The 18,866-nt window shown below is 69.5% G+C and carries 17 protein-coding genes; 7 read left to right on the top strand and 10 right to left on the bottom strand.

Annotated features, from left to right (window positions below):
* Positions 1-17 precede the first annotated feature (17 nt).
* Positions 18-278, bottom strand: coding sequence for a hypothetical protein (locus tag ACI797_RS15735; RefSeq protein WP_456859644.1), 261 nt, complete (start codon positions 276-278; stop codon positions 18-20).
* A 266-nt stretch (positions 279-544) separates the two neighbouring features.
* Between ACI797_RS15735 and ACI797_RS15730 the strand changes: the two genes are divergently transcribed.
* Positions 545-1,777 carry an MFS transporter gene (locus ACI797_RS15730; protein WP_456859643.1) on the top strand — a complete coding sequence of 411 codons (1,233 nt, stop codon included), beginning with the start codon at positions 545-547 and terminating at the stop codon, positions 1,775-1,777.
* Positions 1,778-1,785: 8 nt separating this feature from the next.
* Here ACI797_RS15730 and ACI797_RS15725 read toward each other — a convergent pair whose 3' ends face one another.
* Positions 1,786-4,425 carry a LuxR C-terminal-related transcriptional regulator gene (locus ACI797_RS15725; RefSeq protein ID WP_456859642.1) on the bottom strand — a complete coding sequence of 880 codons (2,640 nt, stop codon included), beginning with the start codon at positions 4,423-4,425 and terminating at the stop codon, positions 1,786-1,788.
* A 188-nt stretch (positions 4,426-4,613) separates the two neighbouring features.
* Positions 4,614-5,207 (bottom strand): helix-turn-helix domain-containing protein, encoded by a 594-nt coding sequence (locus ACI797_RS15720; RefSeq protein WP_456859640.1) that lies wholly within the window; start codon positions 5,205-5,207, stop codon positions 4,614-4,616.
* 91 nt (positions 5,208-5,298) lie between these two features.
* On the opposite strand from ACI797_RS15720, the gene ACI797_RS15715 reads away from it, so the two are divergent.
* The 6 genes from ACI797_RS15715 to ACI797_RS15690 all read left to right on the top strand — a co-directional run bounded on the left by ACI797_RS15715 (position 5,299) and on the right by ACI797_RS15690 (position 8,850).
* Complete coding sequence (locus ACI797_RS15715; RefSeq protein ID WP_456859639.1) at positions 5,299-5,592, top strand: hypothetical protein; 294 nt, start codon at positions 5,299-5,301, stop codon at positions 5,590-5,592.
* A 70-nt stretch (positions 5,593-5,662) separates the two neighbouring features.
* Entirely contained in the window at positions 5,663-6,139 is a 477-nt protein-coding gene (locus ACI797_RS15710) for an FAD-dependent oxidoreductase (protein WP_456859638.1), read from the top strand.
* Between the two features lie 246 nt (positions 6,140-6,385).
* Complete coding sequence (locus tag ACI797_RS15705; protein WP_456859637.1) at positions 6,386-6,586, top strand: hypothetical protein; 201 nt, start codon at positions 6,386-6,388, stop codon at positions 6,584-6,586.
* A gap of 144 nt (positions 6,587-6,730) precedes the next feature.
* Complete coding sequence (locus tag ACI797_RS15700) at positions 6,731-7,453, top strand: hypothetical protein (protein WP_456859636.1); 723 nt, start codon at positions 6,731-6,733, stop codon at positions 7,451-7,453.
* A complete protein-coding gene (locus tag ACI797_RS15695) occupies positions 7,450-8,229 on the top strand; it encodes a DUF2306 domain-containing protein (RefSeq protein WP_456859635.1) in 780 nt (259 codons plus the stop codon). The genes ACI797_RS15700 and ACI797_RS15695 overlap by 4 nt, the downstream gene beginning before the upstream one ends.
* 159 nt (positions 8,230-8,388) lie before the next feature.
* Positions 8,389-8,850: a hypothetical protein gene (locus tag ACI797_RS15690; RefSeq protein WP_456859634.1), complete on the top strand. Its 462-nt coding sequence runs from the start codon at positions 8,389-8,391 to the stop codon at positions 8,848-8,850.
* 500 nt (positions 8,851-9,350) lie between these two features.
* On the opposite strand, the gene ACI797_RS15685 is transcribed toward ACI797_RS15690, so the two are convergent.
* From ACI797_RS15685 to ACI797_RS15655, 7 genes are all read right to left on the bottom strand, one after another.
* Entirely contained in the window at positions 9,351-10,409 is a 1,059-nt protein-coding gene (locus ACI797_RS15685) for a restriction system modified-DNA reader domain-containing protein (RefSeq protein WP_456859633.1), read from the bottom strand.
* The gene (locus ACI797_RS15680; RefSeq protein ID WP_456859632.1) at positions 10,406-10,993 is read right to left on the bottom strand and encodes a hypothetical protein; all 588 of its coding nucleotides are present in this window, start codon (positions 10,991-10,993) and stop codon (positions 10,406-10,408) included. The genes ACI797_RS15685 and ACI797_RS15680 overlap by 4 nt, the downstream gene beginning before the upstream one ends.
* The gene (locus ACI797_RS15675) at positions 10,986-11,576 is read right to left on the bottom strand and encodes a PD-(D/E)XK nuclease family protein (RefSeq protein WP_456859631.1); all 591 of its coding nucleotides are present in this window, start codon (positions 11,574-11,576) and stop codon (positions 10,986-10,988) included. The genes ACI797_RS15680 and ACI797_RS15675 overlap by 8 nt, the downstream gene beginning before the upstream one ends.
* 125 nt (positions 11,577-11,701) lie before the next feature.
* Complete coding sequence (locus ACI797_RS15670) at positions 11,702-12,295, bottom strand: hypothetical protein (protein WP_456859630.1); 594 nt, start codon at positions 12,293-12,295, stop codon at positions 11,702-11,704.
* Between the two features lie 367 nt (positions 12,296-12,662).
* Positions 12,663-16,082, bottom strand: a complete 3,420-nt coding sequence (locus ACI797_RS15665; RefSeq protein ID WP_456859629.1) for a DEAD/DEAH box helicase family protein — start codon at positions 16,080-16,082, stop codon at positions 12,663-12,665.
* A gap of 65 nt (positions 16,083-16,147) precedes the next feature.
* Positions 16,148-17,257, bottom strand: coding sequence for a restriction endonuclease subunit S (locus tag ACI797_RS15660; protein WP_456859628.1), 1,110 nt, complete (start codon positions 17,255-17,257; stop codon positions 16,148-16,150).
* A complete protein-coding gene (locus ACI797_RS15655; protein ID WP_456859626.1) occupies positions 17,254-18,789 on the bottom strand; it encodes a type I restriction-modification system subunit M in 1,536 nt (511 codons plus the stop codon). Before ACI797_RS15655 ends, ACI797_RS15660 begins: the two co-directional genes overlap by 4 nt.
* Between the last annotated feature and the right edge of the window lie 77 nt (positions 18,790-18,866).

The raw sequence follows: 18,866 nt of genomic DNA, 5'->3' as shown, positions 1-18,866 counted from the left end.
TCGGGGTTGATCGCGGGTCAGGTGGTAGCGGTGCGCGGGGGCTCCGCGTCGAGCGGGGTGACCGAGAGCAGCGGCACCCCGAGGTCGCGCACCTTCTGCAGCAGGCCGTGCAGCGCGGCCTGGTCGGTCACCGGGCCGCGCAGGGCGGTGCTGCCGTCGTCGGCAGTGGTGAGGGTCATCCCGTCGAACCAGGCGGCCCACCGCGGGTCGAGGCGGCCGCGCAGCCGGATCTCGTAGCGCGGGGAGTCGTCCGCCGGGCGGGTCGGGTGTGCGGTCATCGCGTGCTGCTCGCTCTCTCGTTGCTGCGCGAAAGCTAGGAGCCGGCGTGGGGAGCAGGGATCACCACTTGATGTGAGCGAGGTGGTGAATCCGTCACGCGCGAACGTGGTTGGCCCGACTCCCGTCTGGGCTACGGTGCGCGGACCGGAGCAGCACGGGGACACCACCGACCAGCACGTCGAGGGAGCGGCCCGTGTCCCGCACCGTTGCTCCCGGAGCCGGACCGGAGCCGCTGCTGCCACCGCTGCCCGGGGCGGATCCCGGGGTGCGCTCGGCTCCGACCCAGCGGGTCGGCCGGCGCTTCGTCTGGCTGTACGCGGCCGCGTTCACGGGCACGTGCCTGGTGCTGGTGGCGCCCCTCCTGGTCACCCTGGCTCTGAAGGTCAACTCGCTCGTCGGCGCCGAGCGGGCGCCGGAGGGCCTGGCGCTGGTCACCGGGGTCGGCGGCCTGGTGGCCATGGTGGCCAACCCGTTCTTCGGCAGGCTCAGCGACCGCACCTCGTCGCGCCTGGGCATGCGGCGGCCGTGGATGGTGATCGGCCTGCTGGGCGGCTCGCTCGGCGTCCTCGTGGTCGCGCTGGCGCCGAGCATCCCGGTGGTCCTCGTCGGCTGGTGCCTGGCCCAGATGCTCAACAACGCCCTGCTCGCCGCCATGGTGGCGGTGCTGCCGGACCAGGTGCCGACCGCGCAGCGCGGCTTGGTATCGGGGGTGCTGGGCGTGTGCCTTCCGGTCGCCTCCGTGGGCGGCACCTACCTGGTCCAGCTCTTCACCGGCAACCTGCTCGCGATGTTCCTCGTACCGTGCGCGGTCGGTGGGTTCTTCGTCCTGCTCTTCGCCCTTACGCTCGACGATCGCAGGCTCGCCCGGGCGGAGAAGCCGGCGTGGTCGCTGCGGGAACTGGCCGGCACGTTCTACGTCAGCCCCAGGAGGAACCCGGACTTCGCGTGGGCCTTCGTCAGCCGATTCCTGTTCGTCCTGGCCTACGCCTTCCTGACCACCTACCAGGCGTACTACCTGCTGCAGGAGGTCGGCACCGCCGAGGCCGATGTCCCCCGGCAGATCTTCCTGGGCACGCTCGCGCAGTCCGCACTCGTCGCCGTCGCCTCCGTCGTCGGCGGCCGGATGTCCGACCGCACCGGGCGGCGCAAGGCTTTCGTCTGCGCAGCGGCGCTCGTGTACGGCTCGGCGCTGTTCCTGCTCGCCATCGCCGCCGACTTCGACGGCTACCTCGTCGGCATGGCCGTCGGCGGCTTGGGCTTCGGCCTCTACACCGCCGTCGACCTCGCGCTCGTCGCCGAGGTGCTGCCGAGCGAGGACAACGCCAAGGACCTCGGCGTCCTGAACATCGCCGGCGCCCTGCCCTTCTCGGTCGCGCCCGCGCTGGCCCCGTTCGTCCTGTCGATCGCCGACGGCGACTACGGCGTGCTGTTCGGTGTCGCCGGCATCTGCGCCGTGCTGGCGGGCGCGGCGATCCTTCGTGTCCGGCGTGTGCGCTGACGCCCGCCCTACCGGCCCCGCACGAGATCCAGCTCCTGCCCCCGGCGGACGGCCGCACGCCGGTTGGTCACGCCGAGCTTGGCGTAGAGGTTCTTGGTGTGGGTCCGGAATGTGTTCAGGGACACGAACAGCTCGCTGGCGATCCGTGGGCCGTCGAGGTCGGTGGCCAGCAGCCGGAGGACGTCGAGCTCCCGGGCGCTCAGCGGCTCCACCAGACGCTGGGCGACGGGCTCGTCGTCGTGGACACCGCAGGCGGCCAGGAGCCGGCGGACGTAGCCCGAGGTCGATCCCGAGGCTCCGGCGGACCGCAGCAGGGCGGTCATCGGCGCCCCCTCGTCGACGAATGTCCGGACGTAGTCCTCCGGCTCGGCCAGGGACAGAGCGCGCCGCAACGCCGCGAGCGCCGCAGGCATGTCGCCGCGGGCCTGGGCGGCGAGCGCCCGCAGCACCAGGATCTCGATGACGCTGCCCGTCCGGTGCCCCGCATCCGCCGCGGACAGCAGCCGGTCGAGCAGCCCGGTCGCTGCACGGAGCGAGGACCCGGCGCCGTCTTCCATGGCGTGCCGGGCGAGCAGCACGCGCGCCAGAGTCACGTGCTCGTACTCGCGCAGGTAGCTCAGGTCGTCGTCGGCGGACACGCCTCGTTCGCCGACCCAGTCCAGCGCGTCCCCTAGCCGGCCGTGCGCAGCCTCCATCCGGGCTCGGAGCGCGGAGATTGGTCGGACGTCGGGTGAGTAGTCGTTGTTGAAGCAGCGCTCGGCCTCGTCCAGCAGGTCGAGGGCCCCATCCAGGTCACCGTCCACCTCGCGGAGGCGGGCCATGGCGAGACACCGCCGGTACCCGTTCTTGGGCAGGTCCGCGGACGGGCCCAGCTCCTGGCTGCGGACGAGGTGCCCCCGGGCCGCCTCGAGGTCGTCGCGCTCCCGGAACAGCTCGCTCATGCCGACGTGCATGTCGGCCGCGCCCTTGAGCGCCGGCACGCCCTGCTCGGCTCGGCGTAGTCCGCGCCGGTAGATGGTCATGGCGTCGCGGAGACGGCCCTGGGCGATCCGGATCTCGGCCAGGGTGACGGCGCCGCCGACCACGTCGGTGGTGTAGCCCGCCTCGTCGAGGCTCGCCATCCCCTGGGCGTACCAGCGGTAGCCCTCGTCGAGATCGCCCGTCGTCCAGAACGCCAGTCCCATCAGCGCCTCCGGGCCGCCCCGCGTGGCGAGATCGCCCGGAGCCGCGAGATCGAGCGCTCGCCGGGCGTGCCGCATGCTGGCGTCCACGTCACCGGAGGCCAGCGCCTGCGCGGACCGGTACATGGCGATCTGGCCGGGCAGGCGCCGCCGCGCCTCGTCCACGACGACGCCGTCCGTCCCGCCCGGTGGGCCGGCCAGCCACCGCTCGACCTCCTCCAGGCGCGCCTCCACGCCGCGTACCTCTCCAGTGGACATCAGGGCCCCCACGTAGCCGGCGCTCAGGAGCGGCCGGGCGTGGAGCACCTCGTCGGGCAGGGACTCCAGCCAGCGCCGGAGCGTGGCCTCCCCCCGGTGCCGGTTCAGGTCGGGGATCACGAGCTCGAGGAGGTCTGCCGCCCGGTCGAGGTCTCCCGCCGCCAGCGCGTGCTCGATCGCCTCGGCCCGCTCGCCGCTGCGCTCGAACCACTCCGCTGCCCGCCGGTGCAGGTCAGGGACGATGCCGGGTTGCTCGTCGAGCAGGTGCGCTTGAAGGACGTCGGCGAACAGGTGGTGGTAGCGGTACCAGGTGCGGCGGTCGTCCAGCGGGACCAGGAACAGGTTCGCCCGCTCGAGGCCCTCCAGCATCGGGCGGCCGCCATCCCGGCCGACCACGGCGTCGCAGAGCGGGCCGGTCAGCCGGGTGAGGATGGAGGTCCGCAGCAGGAAGTGGCGGACGTCGTCGGGCTGGCGCTGCAGGACCTCCTCGACCAGGTAGTCGACGATGTAGCGGTCGTCGCCGGCGAAGCCGGCGATGAAGCTGGCGGGGTCGTCGCGGCCCTGCATGGACAACGCGGCCAACTGCAGCGCGGCGATCCAGCCCTCGGTGCGCGCCTCCAGCGCCGCGATGTGTTCGGCGGTCAGGGCCAGCCCCATCGCCTCGTTGAGGTAGGCCGCGGCCTCCTCGGGGGTGAAGCGCAGCTCGTCGGCGCGGACCTCGACGAGCTCGCCGCGCGCCCGCCACCGGGCCACGGGCAGGGCCGGGTCGGCGCGGGTGGCGATCACCAGGTGCACGTGCGGGGGCAGGTGCTCCACGAGGAAGGCCATCCGCTCGTGGATCTCCGGCGTGGCGACGGCGTGGTAGTCGTCCAGCACCAGGACCAGGTCGTCGGGGGCCGCGTCGAGCTCGTTGACCAGGGTGGAGAGCACTTCGTCGAGCGACGCGTGCGGTTCCCGCAGCAGCGCGAACGCGCCGGCCCCCCCGCCGGGGACCGCCGTCTGCAGCGCGGCAATGAGGTAGGTCCAGAAGGTGTTCGGGTCGTTGTCCCGGTCGTCGAGGGACAGCCATGCTGTCGATCGCCGGTCGGCGGTGGCCAGCCAATCGGTGAGCAGGGTGGTCTTGCCGAACCCGGCCGGCGCGGACACGAGAGTCAGCGCCGCGTCGCCGCCCCTGTCGAGCCGCTCGCTGAGCCGGGGTCGGGCCACCACCAGGCCACGCCGCCGCCGCGGAACGTGCAGTTTGGTCGTGAGCAGGGGCCCCACGGCGACCGCCTCCCTGGAGGGGCCATGCCCCGGCGTCGACGACTCTGGTCACCGGCCACACCGTCGGCTCCGGAGACGCATCGTGGCAGTCGGAGACGAACGGTGTCGATGCTCTTCGCTCCGTCCCAGCACGATCAGGCGTCTTCGGCTCGCGGGGGTGCGGCGCGGACGTGGATGCGTTCGCCCTGCCGTCCGAGCAGGCTGAGGATCTCGACCGGTTGGTCGTCGGCGGGTCCGAACCAGTGCGGCAGCCGGGTGTCGAACTCGGCGACCTCGCCGGGGCCCAGGGTGAGGTCGTGGTCGGCCAGGATCAGCCGCACCCGCCCGGCCAGCACGTAGAGCCACTCGTAGCCCTCGTGGGTGCGCAGCTCGGGCTCGCCGGACTCGGGCGGGATGATCGTCTTCCACGCCTGCAGGCCGCCGGGGTTGCGGGTGAGCGGCACGACGATGCGGCCGTTGCGCCGCCGCGGGGTGAACCGCACCCGGGGGTCGCCGACCTCGGGGGCGCCGATCAGCTCCTCCAGCGGGATTCGGTGGGCCTGCGCGATCGGGAGAAGCAGCTCCAGGCTGGGCTTGCGCTGGCCGGACTCCAGCCGGGACAGGGTGCTCTTGGAGATGCCGGTGGCGGCGGCCAGCTCGGTCAGGGTGATGTCGCGCTGGTTGCGCACCCGCTTCAGCCGGGGCCCGACATCGGCCAGCGCCGCCGCGATCGCCGCCGAGTGCCGCATGCCGGCCAGCCCAGCAGTCCTTCCCGGAAATGGCAACGATCGTTGTCGCCGTCGGGCCGCCCGGCGAACCCTTCGACCGGAGGTGATCGCCATGGCGGCGAAGGTTCACGACGTGGTGGTGGTCGGCGGCGGTGCTCCGCGCAACGCCCCCGCGGCGCACATCCACAGCTTCCTGTCCCGCGACGGGATGCCCCCGGCCGAGCTGCTGGCCGCCGGCCGGGCGGAGGTCGCGGGCTACGGCGTCGAACTGGTGGCCGACCAAGTGGTCGGCATCGAGCCGGGCTTCGTCGTCCGACTCGCCGGCGGCCGGGTGCTCCAGGGCCGGCGGATCCTGGTGACCACAGGCGTCCGCGACGAGCTGCCGGACATCCCCGGGGTCCCGTGAGCGGTGGGGCCGGGATCTGCTGCACTGCCCGTACTGCCACGGCTGGGAGGTCCGCGACTCCCCGCTCGGCGTGCTCAACACCGGCCCGGGCGCGGTCGCGCACGCGCAGCAGATCCGCCAGTGGTCCGACAACGTGGTCTTCTTCGCCCACACCCACCCGCTGACCGCCACCGAGCGAGGGCAGCTGCGGGCCCGCGGCATCCAGGTGGTCCTCGGCGAGGTGACGCAGCTGGTCGTGGAGGACGACCAGTTGACCGGCGTCCAGCTGTCCGACGGCCGGGTGGCGCCGCGGAGCGCCGTGTTCATCCGGCCGGGCAACGCCCCGTACCCCGACGGCCCGCTGACCGCCCTCGGCTGCCGTACCGACGAGGCGGGGTCTGTCACCGTCGACGCCACCGGCCGGACCAGCACCGCAGGAGTCGGGGCGGCCGGCAACGTCGTCGACCCGCTCGGGCAGGTCATCGCCGCGGCCGGCGCAGGGGAACACCGCGGGGATCGCGATCAACGCCGACCTGATCGCCGAAGACATCGACCGCGCGGTCGATGAGCACCACACGGCCGGCGGCGTCTTCTCCGCCGCGGGAGAGGCCCGCCTCACCGCCGCCGTGCCCGCCGAACGCCGGCACGGCCTGTAGCCCCCAGTGCTCCAGCCACACCCCGACGGCCGCCCACGGGCCGGCCACCCACATGCGCCGCGGCCAGACGGACCGCGACACCTCACGAGGAGAACACCATGCCAACCCACCCCGCGTACCGCCCACCCACGCCGGTCCCACCGCCGTCGAAGCACCAGATGGCGCTGATGATCTGGCTCGCCGTGCTGCCGACCCTGATCGTGCTCAACCTCGCGTTGGGCAGCCTCCTCGCCGACGCGCCGGTCGTCCTGCGCACCGTCGTAGTCGCGACAATCGCGGTGCCGATCGTCATGTACGGCCTCATGCCGCGCCTGCATCGGCTCCACGCCCGGCTGCTGGCCCGCCAACCCGCCCACTGATCCCGGCAGCCGCGGCCGAGATCACCACGACTTCTCACATCATGTGGTGATCCGCGCTCACCGCGACCGCTCCTAGCTTCAGCGACGCCCGCGGCAGTCGCCGCGACACCCCGAGGACGAGCCTCTCGAGCACAGGAGCCTCAGATGTACGCACCACGCCAGCGCCATCACCAGGAGCGCGAGTCGGCGGTCAGCCCGGCCCTGCTCATTCGGGCAGCCGGGGCCGCGGCGGTCGCCGCGGGCGTGCTCTTCATCGGGATCCAGATCGGTCATCCGCAGCTGGACGTCGACTTCATCACCACGACCGAAGCGGCGGTCCGCAACACCGCGAAGGTCCTGATGGCCGCGCTGGCGTTGGCCGGGATCACCGGCATGTACCTCAGCCAGGTGCGCCGGAACGGGGTCCTCGGGCTCGTCGGCTACCTGATCCTGGCAGCAGGCTATCTGCTGATCGTGAGCTCCACCTACGGCTTGGCGTACGTCCTGCCCCCGGTTGCCGACACCGCTCCGTCCTACGTCACCGATGTCCTCCACACGTTCAGCGCCCGGACGACCGCGGGCGACGTCGGCGTCCTGGGCACGCTGTTCCAGGTTCAGAGCGCCTTCTACCTGGTGGGTGGCCTCGTCTTCGGTGTTGCCCTGTACCGGGCGGGGGTCCTCGCCCGCTGGGCCTGTGCCCTGCTCGCGGTCGGTGGCCTGGTCAGCATCGCCCTCGCCGTGCTGCCGGACGCCTTCTACCGGCTGATCGCCTTCCCGAACGGCATCGCGCTCATCGGCCTCGGGTTCTCGCTGTGGCGATCCCAGCGGCAGTCCGACGACCAGCCCGCCGCCGCTGAGGGTCAACCCGAGCTCCCCGCAGTTCGATGAGGATCTGGCGCTCGACGTGGCGGGTGCCGATCGCCCTGGTGGCGCTCGGCGCGGTCCCGGTGACCGCCGGCGCGCTGCGCCTGGTCGAGTTGTCCGGCGGGACGACGGCGATGACCTCCGACGCCCGGTTCGACGCGACGCCGCTGCCGGTCGCGCTGCACATCGCCTGTGCCGCCGTGTTCGCGATCGTCGGGGCCTTCCAATTCGCCCCGCGTCTGCGGCGGCGCCGGCCCGGCTGGCACCGCCGGGCCGGGCGGGTGCTGGTCGTCGCCGGGCTGGGGGTGGCGGTGTCCGCGCTCTGGCTGAACCAGTACTTCCCCCGCGCGGGTGCCACCCGTGAGGTGCTGTACCCGCTCCGACTCGTGTTCGGCGTGGCGATGGTGGTCACCCTCGTCCTCGGGTTCCGCGCGGCCCGGCGCCGCAACTTCCTCCGCCACCGCGCGTGGATGATCCGCAGCTACGCCATCGGCCTGGTCGCCGGCACCCAGGTCTTCACCCTGGGCATCGGCGGCGCGATCTTCGGTACCGGCGAGCTGACCACCGCGCTCCTGCTCGCCGCGGCCTGGGCGGTCAACCTGGCGGTCGCCGAGCGCGCGATCCGCCGACGGCCCCGCCGGCACATCCCCGCGACCACCGGCCGGACGGCGCCCGCAGATCCGGCCACGCCCGGCAGCGGCACGGACGCCGCTCCCCGCCGACCCGGCGACGACCTCGGTGTTCCGGCGCCGCGCCCGGGCACCGGACCCGTAGCGGCGCGCCCGCCGGGCCACCCCTAGCAGCGCCGCGCGGCCGCCGGGCACCCCGCTCCAGGGGCCGCGCCACCGGGGGTTCCACCACGCGTTTCACATCCTGTGGTGATCCGCGCTCAACCCACCCGTTCCTAGCTTCAGCGACCCTCGCGGCAGCCGCCGCAACCCCGACCGGAGGAGACCGCCGTGTCTGTCGCCCGCACCGCCCTCAATCCCACGGGCAATGCCGCCACCCCCGCGGACCTTCCGATCTGGCGGCTGAACCTGATGCGGATCGGCTACCTGGTGATGGGCGTCGGTCTGGCCCTGGTGAAGTGGCCGATCGTCATCGGCTACGACCGGGACTTCCCGCTGTACGAGGGGGTCGTCGCCGTCCTGCTCACCGCCATGTCGCTGCTGGCGTTCCTCGGACTGCGCTACCCGGTGCGGCTACTGCCGATCCTGGTGTTCGAGACCCTGTGGAAGGTCATCTGGCTGTCCGTCGTGGCGCTGCCCGCGGTGCTCGCCGACCAGGTCGACCCGGCCATGAGCAAGATCATCGTCAGCTTCGCGCCCGAGGTCATCATCGTGGCCGTCACCCCCTGGCGCTACGTCTGGCAGCGGTACGTCGTGGCCAAGGGCGACCCGTGGCGCGGCGCGCGCGCCTGATCCCGCCTGCCCCGCCGAGCGCACACGGCGAGGCCCGACTGAGGCGACTCCTGTTAGCGCGACCCCGCGAGACCCAGCTGATTGCACTGCATGCGCGGTCAGGGACCGTCCTCCCTCAGCCGGGACCTCCCGGGGCTGAGAAGGAAGTCATGTCCGCGCGCAAGCTGAGGATCACGCAGACCCGTCGCCAGCTACACGCCACCGCGGTACCCCGGCAGCAAGTCCAGGTCCGCGGTGCCGTCGCCGACCGAGGCGACGGCTAGAGCGGCACCTACCGCAACGTGTGGCTGCGGATCGAAACCGCCGGAGGCAGTGTCAGGGTGACCGCCAGCCCAACTCGCCGCCTGGATGACCGGCATGGTCGACGTCGCAGACAGCGTCTACTACGCCAGCCATGCGCAACTGCTTGCGTGGGATGCCAGCGCCCCGCCGACGGCAGGCGCCTGAACCGTGCGGCATCAGTGTTGGGTCGGTGGGCAAGTGTGGGGTGCGCCAGCCGTTCACGCGACGGGACGCCCCGGAATGCGAAGGAGCCGGCGGCCACCGCTGTGAGCGGTGGCCGCCGGCTCTTTTCGCCAACTAGGGTCCCGGCTTTTCGCCAAGACCCCTGGGTGGGGTCTTCGTAGATCAGTGAACGGAGAGGTCAGGGCATCCGCTTCTACGAACGCGCCGCGGGCTCCGCACCCATCGGGGCCGAAATCAGCACCCGTCGCGAGCTCGCAGGTCTCGAGGAAGCGGGCGCGCAGGGTCGCCAGGGCGACTCGACCGGTGGCCCGCTCGACTGCCCAGAACTCCCAGCCGTTGGTGTGGAGGCCGGCTCTGACGGCCCTCGCCGCGTTGCTGGGGCTCGGGTGCGGTGAGCCGTTGTACTGGACTTCACCGTTTAGTCCGAGCACCGCGGTGGCGGGGTAGACGCTGTTGGTCGAGGTGAGCGTCTCCCCCGCAGTGAGCAAGCCGGCGTCGAGCAGCTGCTTGACGGTGATGCCGTAGAAGCGGTTGCTGCGGGTCCTCGCCGCCGGCCTGGCTACCACCTGGTCGTCGGGGGTCTCGGTGTCGTAGCCGAGGAGGCGGAGGACGCGCCGGATCGGCGGCACGATGCTCTCCAACGCCGCGCGCTCGTAGGGCGGCAAGGTCTCGTCGCTGGGCCGGTTGCCGTTGTGCAGGCGGGTGTCGGCCGCGGCGTCGAGCAGGTCGTACAGCCGACCCTCCAGCCACCCGACGTGGGCGCTGTTGAACCCGAACGTGGTGTCGCGCCGGATGAGCAGCGCCCGGCACCAGTGGTCCCTGGCCTTCAGATGCTGCCCCAGCCGTGCTCGGACGCCAGCCGGCGCCTTGCCGACGTAGCAGCCCCACGTGCCGTCGGGGTCGTGTCGGTCGAGTAGGACGTAGGTTCCCGGCACGTCCCAGCTTGGGGCCAACGCGGCGACAGCTCCGCGGTCGACGACGGCCATCGCCAGCGCAGCGGTGGTGTCGTAGATCAGCGCGGGAGCTCCCGCGTCCTCCGGCAGCAGTACGGACAGCGGCAACTGGTCGGCGCTCTCGGCCACCGGTGCGCTCATCGGTGCAGCGCGTCCAGCGCTGGCGCGGCCGCGTCCCACAGTTCTCGGAAGCTGGCAACGAGGCTGGTGAGGTAGGCCGCCAGGTCGAGCGCCGGGGCGTCGGCCGGTGGCAGGACGTACCGGTAGTACGGCCAGACGATCTCCTTGCGACCGCCCTTCAGCTCGGCGTGGATCGGCGCGACGGCCTCGGTGATCTGGCGACGCCGCAGCGGGTCCTCCTGACCGCGCGGCAGGCGGACGGCCACGAACGGCCACGTGTTGCGCCCGGGCTTGAGCAGCCGAGGGCGTTCCCACTCGAGGACCACGCTGAGGTCCGCGACGCCGTGGTGGTGCCAGTTCGCCCGCCGCAGCCCCAGCGTCGGCCACTGCCCGGACTCGAACTCGTCGCCGAACTCAGGTTCGGCGTCGAGCTCCACCGCCAGCTTCTCGAGCGTCGGCGCCAGGTCGACCAGATAGCGGTCCAGCAGCTGGGCGGCGTCGTCCCGAAGCGCGGCCCAGGTCTCGATGTCCTGACGGTGATCGAGGTAGAACCACGCCTTCGCGTCGGCGTCCTCGCGCTCCGGCACGGTGATCGGGTCAAGCACGGTGGTAGGCCTCCAGGGTGGCGATGTAGTCGTGGACGCCGGGAGCGACCCCGGCGATAGGCCCGGCGACGGTGCGGGCGATCTCGGCTACCTTGCGCCAGGTCAGCCCGCGCCAGGCGGCGCGGCTGGCTACGGCGGTCAGCGGCAGCCGCTCGCCGCGGGTGAGGAAGACGAAGCAGGGCGTCGGCTCGTCGGACCAGTGCGCGTGCAGCCGGTCTAGCTGCCGCTCCTGCTCGACGGCGAAGGTCTTGGCCTCCACCACGATCGTCCAACTGGGGCCGTAGACGACCAGGTCGGCCCGGGTCTCCTCCCGCTGCTCCTCCAGCACCACCCGCACACCGGAGTGCGCGCCGGAACCGTCGGCCTCCAGGTAGTCCAGCAGCCCGTCAAGCACAGCGGGACCGAGACCGTGGTGGCCGTCCGGGCGCAGTAGCCACGCCAGCCCGGCTGTCATGGCGAGTTCCCGGTTCTGCTGGTCGAGGGCCGCTAGCAGTGTGCGCGGGCCGGCCCTCCAGCGGCCGGTCCGCACGAGCTCCCGCTGGGTGGCCTGCAGCCGTCCCAGGCGGCTCGTCCACTGCGTCACCACACCAGCGGCGTGCGTCCGTTCGGCGACGCTGAGGGCGCGCCACGCGCCGGCCAGCGCCGCGTGGCGCTCTCGCCATCCCTGCACATCATCGACGGGCGCTGCCGGAGCCGGAGGTCGCGCCGTCACTGATCGGGGGCGAACGTCGCGTCCACCGTGAACGCGAGGTCCTCGTAGCGCTTGTAGTCGCCGCCAAGATTGAAGCCAACGTCCTTCAGCTTCGCAGCCGCGCTGGCATTCACCGACGTCGATTGCTCCGTCTGGATGCCGAAGTGGAACCGTTCAGCCCCTGCCTCCGCGGAGGTGCGCATCAGCTTGAACGTCGGATCCCGGTCGGGCCAGGTGAGGTCATCCAGCACGGGCCTCGCCTTGCCCGCGCCGGTGATGCGGATGGCGAGCTTGCCGGTGTCGTCGCGGCCGAACCCCATCGTCAGCGAGAGGTCTTCTGCGTTGGGCAGTCTGATGCCACCTTCAGCCTTCGCCGGCTTGCCGATCGACTCTCGCCAGGTGATCTCGATGTCACGCGCGCCCAGCGACAACAGGTAGCGGGCGGTCTCGATCGACTTCTCGTTCAACACGAGGCGGTGGAAACCCGCGTAGGGCACGTAGTCGCGGCGACGCACTGGATGTCTGGCGTAGACGTGTCCGATGCTCGGCCCACCCTCCGGGAAGGAGAGGAGCTCGCGCTGCACCAGGCGCCGTGCGTCCTCGATCGCCATCAGCGCCGCGTGTGATGGTGGCGCTGACTCCGTGCGGCGTCCCTTCACACTGAGCAAGACGAGAGGCACAGCCACAAGCCCAAGTCCAAGCCCGACCCGGTTTGGGACCGCGCCGACTGTCGCGGTGACAACATCCGTAGCGATCGATAACGAGGACCGGTCTTCTTTCGTGAAGGTGTTGGGCGTCTCGACGATGGCGAGTACGTCGCCCAAATCCGAGCTGTCCAGGTCCACCCTGCGCTCAGGCGGAGGAGTCGCGCTCACGCTGTGACTACCTCCCTGGCGAATAGCTCTGCCTGCTGCATGACCATCGAAGACGACGCCTTCCTGCTCGTACGGCGGTAGCGATACTTCATCAGCCGTGTCGTCAGGCGACCGTGACGTCCGGAAGGGCACGCTCTCTGACCTGATGAAGAACGGTCACGATGCCGTCGACCTCATCCTCGGTGAAGATTGAGTCCGGGCCGTGCGGCGCGCTGTCAGTGAACGGCGACTCGTAGAGACGCTCTACGTCCATGACCCCGTTGGCGGTCAGGTGCTCGACGATGAGCTGGATGAATCGGATCTGGTTGGCCGAGTACGCGCCGTCGGACAGGTAGCGGTCGAACGCGGCGGTCGCGGCCTCGCGGTCGAGGCCGACCAGGGAGCGGATGAACAGCCCGAGCCCGTGGGACTCCTCGCGGGCGCGGGCGATGTCGGCCTCGCTGCCGGCGCCGGACTCCACCAGCATCGCCTCCAGCGACGCCAGATCCTCCGGTGTCAGCTGAAGGTTGCGGCGAAGACGCTGCAGGGCCAGGTGGTCTTCGTGGTCGCGAAGGTAAGCCCGGGCCTTCGCGCGGAACCGATCCCAGTTGGTGCCGGGGGTGACGCCCGGGAGTTCGACGATGCTGCTCTCGCCGAGCTCGTCGGCGAAGTTGGAGTAGACGACGGCGCGCCGGGACTTCTCCACGAAGCGCACGAGCCCGCGGATTCGGCGCCGGGCGAGCTCGAGCATCGGGAGGGTGACGTCGACCCGCCACTCGTCGCCGGACAGCTCCTCGAGCAGCTGCTCCTGCGCCTTGACCGAGGGGATCGTGGTCTGGCCGAGCAGTGCGGCGGTGATGTCCTGCACCTGCGTGCGCAGCCGCTCGAACAGGACGGCATCGCCGTCGAGTCGGGCCAGTTGCAGCCGCAGCAGGATCAGGTCGAAGCGCTTGGCGTCCTCGTCGTCGTCCCGCTTGGTGGAGGGCAAGCCGGCGAGGTGGTGCGCGATGTCGCCGGCCTTCTCCGGGGTCAACTGGTGCCAGGCATCCCAGTCGGAGTACGTCTCGACCCATTGCCGAGCCGGGCGGACCAGGAAGTTGTCGACGTTCATGCCGACCACGACCTCGTGCAGCGTCCAGGCCACGTCGACGCGCAGGCCGCGCTCGCTGACCTCACCCTGGCCGACCGCGGGCTGGCCGTCCGCGCCGGCGCCAGCGGCGGTCTGGTCCAGTGCGGCGAGCAGTCCCAGGCGGGCCTCGAACAGCCGCTCGGCGAGCGACTTCTGCAGCGACCCGCCGGAGTCGGGCAGGTTCTGGCTGAAGAACTCGAGGTTGCCGCAGAAGTCGAAGACGTAGAAGTTCTTCTTGTCCTCGCCTGGGCCGTAAAGGTCGAGGCACAGGCGGGTGCCGCGGCCGATCATCTGCCAGAACTTGCTCTTGGCGCGCACCAGCTTGAAGAAGACGAGGTTGACGACCTCGGGCACGTCGATGCCCGTGTCGAGCATGTCGACGGAGATCGCGATGTGCGGCGCCTTGTCCTTGCTCGAGAAGTCGTCGATGAGGCTCTGGGCGTAGGTCACCGAGTGGGTGATGACGCGGGCGAAGTGACCGGCGTACTCGGGGTAGTTGGCGTCGAAGCGCTTCCGGATGAACTCGGCGTGGGCCTGGTTCTTGGCGAAGACGATGGTCTTCCCGAGCCGGTCGCCTCCGGCGACCTTGTGGCCGTCCTTCATGAGAGTGGCGAGGACCTTGTCGACGGTGTCGGCGTTGAAGAGGAACTTGTTGAGCTCCTCGGCCGAGACGGCGTCGGGGATGTCGCCGTCTTCGCTCCACTCGAGGGAGTCCCAGTCGTCCTTCTCCGCCTCGCTGAGCTCGTCGTAGCGGATGCCTTCGCGGAGGAACTTGGTGGGCACCGATACCGCCACCGGGGGCACGAGGTAGCCCTCGGCGACGGCCTCATCGAGGCTGTAGGCGTCCGTGGGAACACCGTCTTCAAGGTTGAACAGCGTGTAGGTGTTGCGGTCCACCTCGTCCTTCGGCGTGGCCGTCAGGCCCACCAGCAGCGAGTCGAACCAGGAAAAGATGGAGCGGTACTTCTGGTAGACCGATCGGTGGGCCTCGTCGATGACGATGAGGTCGAAGTAGCCCGGTCCGAACAGCCTCTGACCGGCGTCGGTCTCGTTGATCAGGTTCATCATCGTGGGGTACGTCGAGACGTACACCCGGCCGTCGGCGACCTTCTCGGTCACCAGGTTGACCGTGGTTGCGTTCGGCAGGTGCGTCTTGAACGCCCCGACGGCCTGGTTGACCAGCGCGGTGCGGTCGGCGAGGAACAGCACCCGCTTGACCCAGCCCGCCTTCATGAGCTGGTCGACCAGCGCGATGACGGTGCGGGTCTTACCGGACCCCGTCGCCATCACCAGCAGCGAAGCTCGCTGCTTGGCGGTGAACGACTCCCCTACTGCCCGGATCGCGCGCTGTTGGTAGTGCCGGCCGACGATCGCCTTGTCGATGCCCGCGTCGGCCAGCGGAAGACGGCCGGTACGGCGTTGCACCATCAGTTCGAGCTCGTCGGCGGTGAAGAAGCCCTCGACCCGGCGCGGCGGGTAGCCGGCGGCGTCGTCCCATAGCCAGGTCTGGTAGCCGTTGGTGTAGAAGATCACCGGCCGGCGGCCGGTCATCTGCTGCAGGCAGTCGGCGTACTGCTTAGCCTGCTGTTGGCCTACTGCCGGCTCGACGGTGGTCTTCTTCGCCTCCACGACCGCGAGCGGCAGCCCGTCGCTGCCCCACAGCACGTAGTCGACGTAGCCCTTGCCCTCAGCGTTGGGCATGCCGGTGACCTCGAACTCGCGGTCCCGGGCGTCGGTGAGCTGCCAGCCCGCCTCGCGGAGAAGCTCGTCGATGATGAGGTCGCGGGTCTGGGCCTCTGAGTAGTCGTGCGTGTCGGTCAGCGTGTTCGCGGCCTGCGCAGCCTTGATCTGCTGGCGCAACTCCTCGATCTCGGCGTCCTTCGCCGCAGCGAGCTCGTCGCGCTCCTGCAGCGCGCGGGTGTGCGCCTCGTCCTGCTGGCGGAACTTCTCCGCGAGCTTGACGACGTCGGCCCGGCTCAGCGGAGCCTGACTGCCCGCGAGCTTCGGGTCGAACACAGCCCCGGTCGGCACTACCGCGGGGGTGGCGGAGTAGCGGAATGCCGTCCACACCACCACGTGGTGCAGCTCCCGCAGCACGTCAACCGCAGCCCGAGCCGGAATGGGGTGCACGTCATGTACCGCACGGTTGCCGAGCTTGCGGATCAGGTTGAGCTTCTGCCCGATGCCCACCCCGACCCGCCGCTGGAAAGCCGCTTCGTTGATGCGGGCAGACAAGTCGTCCTTGTACGGGACGGGCAGCCCGTCGACGTCGTAGATCAACCCGACCAGGTGCTCCGCCGCACGACGAGCGTAGAAGCATGCCGACCGCGGGTCCGAGGCGAGATAGCCCTCAGCGCTAGCGCAGTCGGCGTGTACCGCTGGCCACGTAGTCTTGATGAACTCGAAGTTGCTCACATTTCCTCGTCAGTCCACTTCCGAGGACGTCTCATCTGGGCGCGCACGCAGTTGTCCGCACAAACTCAAAGTCTCCCAGAGAACGCCCGAGACCGGAGAGAAGCCATCATAGATGACTCCACGTTCTGCGCCTGTAGCATCAGGCCCTTCATCACGTTGAGACGCCCTATTCTGGATGCAAATACCTCTTGCGCCGCCGGAGTGGGCACCACGATAGGTACATCCTTGATCCGGCCACCCGAAATGAGTGGCTGGCCGGACCGGCTAGCAAACTGATTCAAATTCGCCACGGTTAGAGCGTGGAGTAGATATTCGAGAGAGAACTCTCGCCTCATCTCAGACACATACAGAGCATTGTCGGTGACCCATGACCGCTCGGGTGTCAGATGCACTACACCGCAGTAGGCCCCCACTCGCCCAACGACAAGCCTCGGCTCCTCAAACATGTAGGTCTCGTGATACCCGTTGATACCGTTCCCCCCGTAGACTGGATAGGGCCCGGGCTTTTGATCCTTTGCCGGCAGAAACGCGCCACTTCTCAGCTTGAGCGCGTCTCCTAACGGAACCCTTTCCGAACCCTGCAAATGCGAGCCGTAGGATCCGAACATCGACGAATAGACCGATCGCGAGAGCTCATCTAGGTGAGCTAGGGATCGACTCCGACAGGCGCGGAGCGCTTCTGCGCGATCCAGGATTTCTGCGATACGGCGCTGCTCAGGAGTGGCGGGCAAGGGGATGCGGACCGTTGGGAGAGCCTGCTTCACGGACAAGTTCTTCATTGTCGTGCCACGAATGAAGGGCTGGAGAGCTCTGCGAAAGCCGGCTGTCTGCATGTAGTGGAACAGGTATCGCGGATGCGCTTTATCGCGGTCCACCCGTAAGACCCGAATGAAGTTGCTCGCGCACGTTGTCTGCTCCGGCGATTCCTCAACCATCGCAACAACGCCACAGTCGCCCGACGTGGTGAGCAAGAGATCTTCCTTGAGGAGTTTGCTCTTGGCCGCCTCAGCCTCGCGAAAACCGCGCTGGGGGAGGTCAAGCCATCTCACACCACGCCCCGGCTTGATGTCACCATTTCGCACGACAAGTACGTCAACGTCGCTGCCGTTCGGCTCTACACCCCAGTAGCCCGCGTTCGCGGAGATGAGCAGCTCGTCAAGTGACTCGGAAATCATGAGAGCTCCGCCTTCAGCTCGGCGAGGCCTTGCTGGATCTCAAGCTCGAGCCGCTCCAGGTCGGCGATTATCTCGAGCGGCGCCCGGTATTCGACTTCGTCGAGAACCGTATCCTTATAGCGGTTGAGTGAAAGGTCGTACCCTTGCTCGATGATGTCTGACTTGGGGACGCAGAAGCTCTGCTCGCTTCGCTCGCGCTTGCGCTCGTTCCCGTCTCTTTCACTCCATCGAACGAGAACATCAGGGAGGTTGTTGCTCTGGTGGTTCGTCGGATCGAAGGGGACTGCAACGCCGTGGTTGTCCCGTGGTGCGGGACCGAGTTGGTCTACCGGCAATAGCGGGGTTCGCTTGTCGTCGAGGCTGAAGCCGTCCGCCTCAACGTCGTAGAACCAAACACCCTCAGTGCCACCACTGTTCGTCTTGGTGAAGAACAAGATCGCAGTGGAAACCCCGGCGTACGGCCTGAACACCCCGGCGGGGAGTTTGACGACGGCGTCCAACTTCTGATCCTCGACGAGGATACGGCGCAGGGCCCTGTGTGCTGTCGAGGACCCGAAGAGCACTCCGTCGGGCACGATGACCGCCGCCCGTCCGCCAGGCTTGAGCAGACGCAGAAACAGCGCCAAGAAGAGCAACTCGGTCTTCTTTGTCTTGACGACCCGCTGCAAGTCCTTCGACGTGGACTCGTAGTCAAGACTGCCCGCGAACGGCGGGTTCGCAAGAATCAGCGAGTAAAGTCCCTCGTCCCCCGCCGCGCCCTCCGAGAGAGAGTCGCGGTAGCGAATGTCCGGCTGCTCGACCCCGTGCAACAGCATGTTCATGCTGCCGATGCGCAGCATGGTCGAGTCGAAGTCGTAGCCGTGGAACATGCTGCGGTGGTAGTGCCGCCGCTGCTGCTCATCAGTCATGACCGTGGGGTGCTCGCGGCGCACGAACTCAGAGGCGGCAACGAGGAAGCCAGCAGTGCCGCAGGCCGGGTCGCAGATCTCGTCCGTCGGCTGCGGGGTGGTCATCGCCACCATGAGCTGGATGATGTGCCGCGGCGTGCGGAACTGGCCGTTCTGACCAGCTGTAGCGATCTTGCTGAGCATGTACTCGTACAGGTCGCCGTTGGTGTCCCGGTCCTGCATGGGCACCTTGTCGAGCATGTCGACTACGCGCGAGAGCAGCGCCGGGGTCGGGATGGTGAACCGGGCGTCCTTCATGTGCTCGGAGTAGGTGGACCCGTCACCGCCCAGCTGACGCAGGAACGGGAAGACGCCTTCGCCGATGACCTGGTGCATTACGCCGGGCTCGAGGTCCTTGAACCGCGACCAGCGGAGGTCCGCCTCGCCTGGCCGGAAGATCGGATCCTCGATCGGCTTGCCGGTGCGGTGGGCCTTCCGCTCTTGCAGCGTCTGCAGATCGTCGAGCCTACGGATGAACAGCAGGTAGGTGATCTGCTCGATGACCTCGAGGGGATTGGAGATGCCCCCAGACCAGAAGGCGTCCCAGACTCTGTCGATCTTGCCCTTGAGCTCGCCAGTGATCATGCTGGTGTGCCAGTCCCCCGTGTCGTCGGCCCCATCGAGCCAAAGGCCTTGTCAGCTGCGTTCTTCAGCACGTCGTC

This window comes from Geodermatophilus sp. SYSU D00691, from assembly GCF_054050275.1.
The sequence above is the reverse complement of the archived record's forward strand: the minus strand, read 5'-3'. Positions and strand labels throughout refer to the sequence as shown.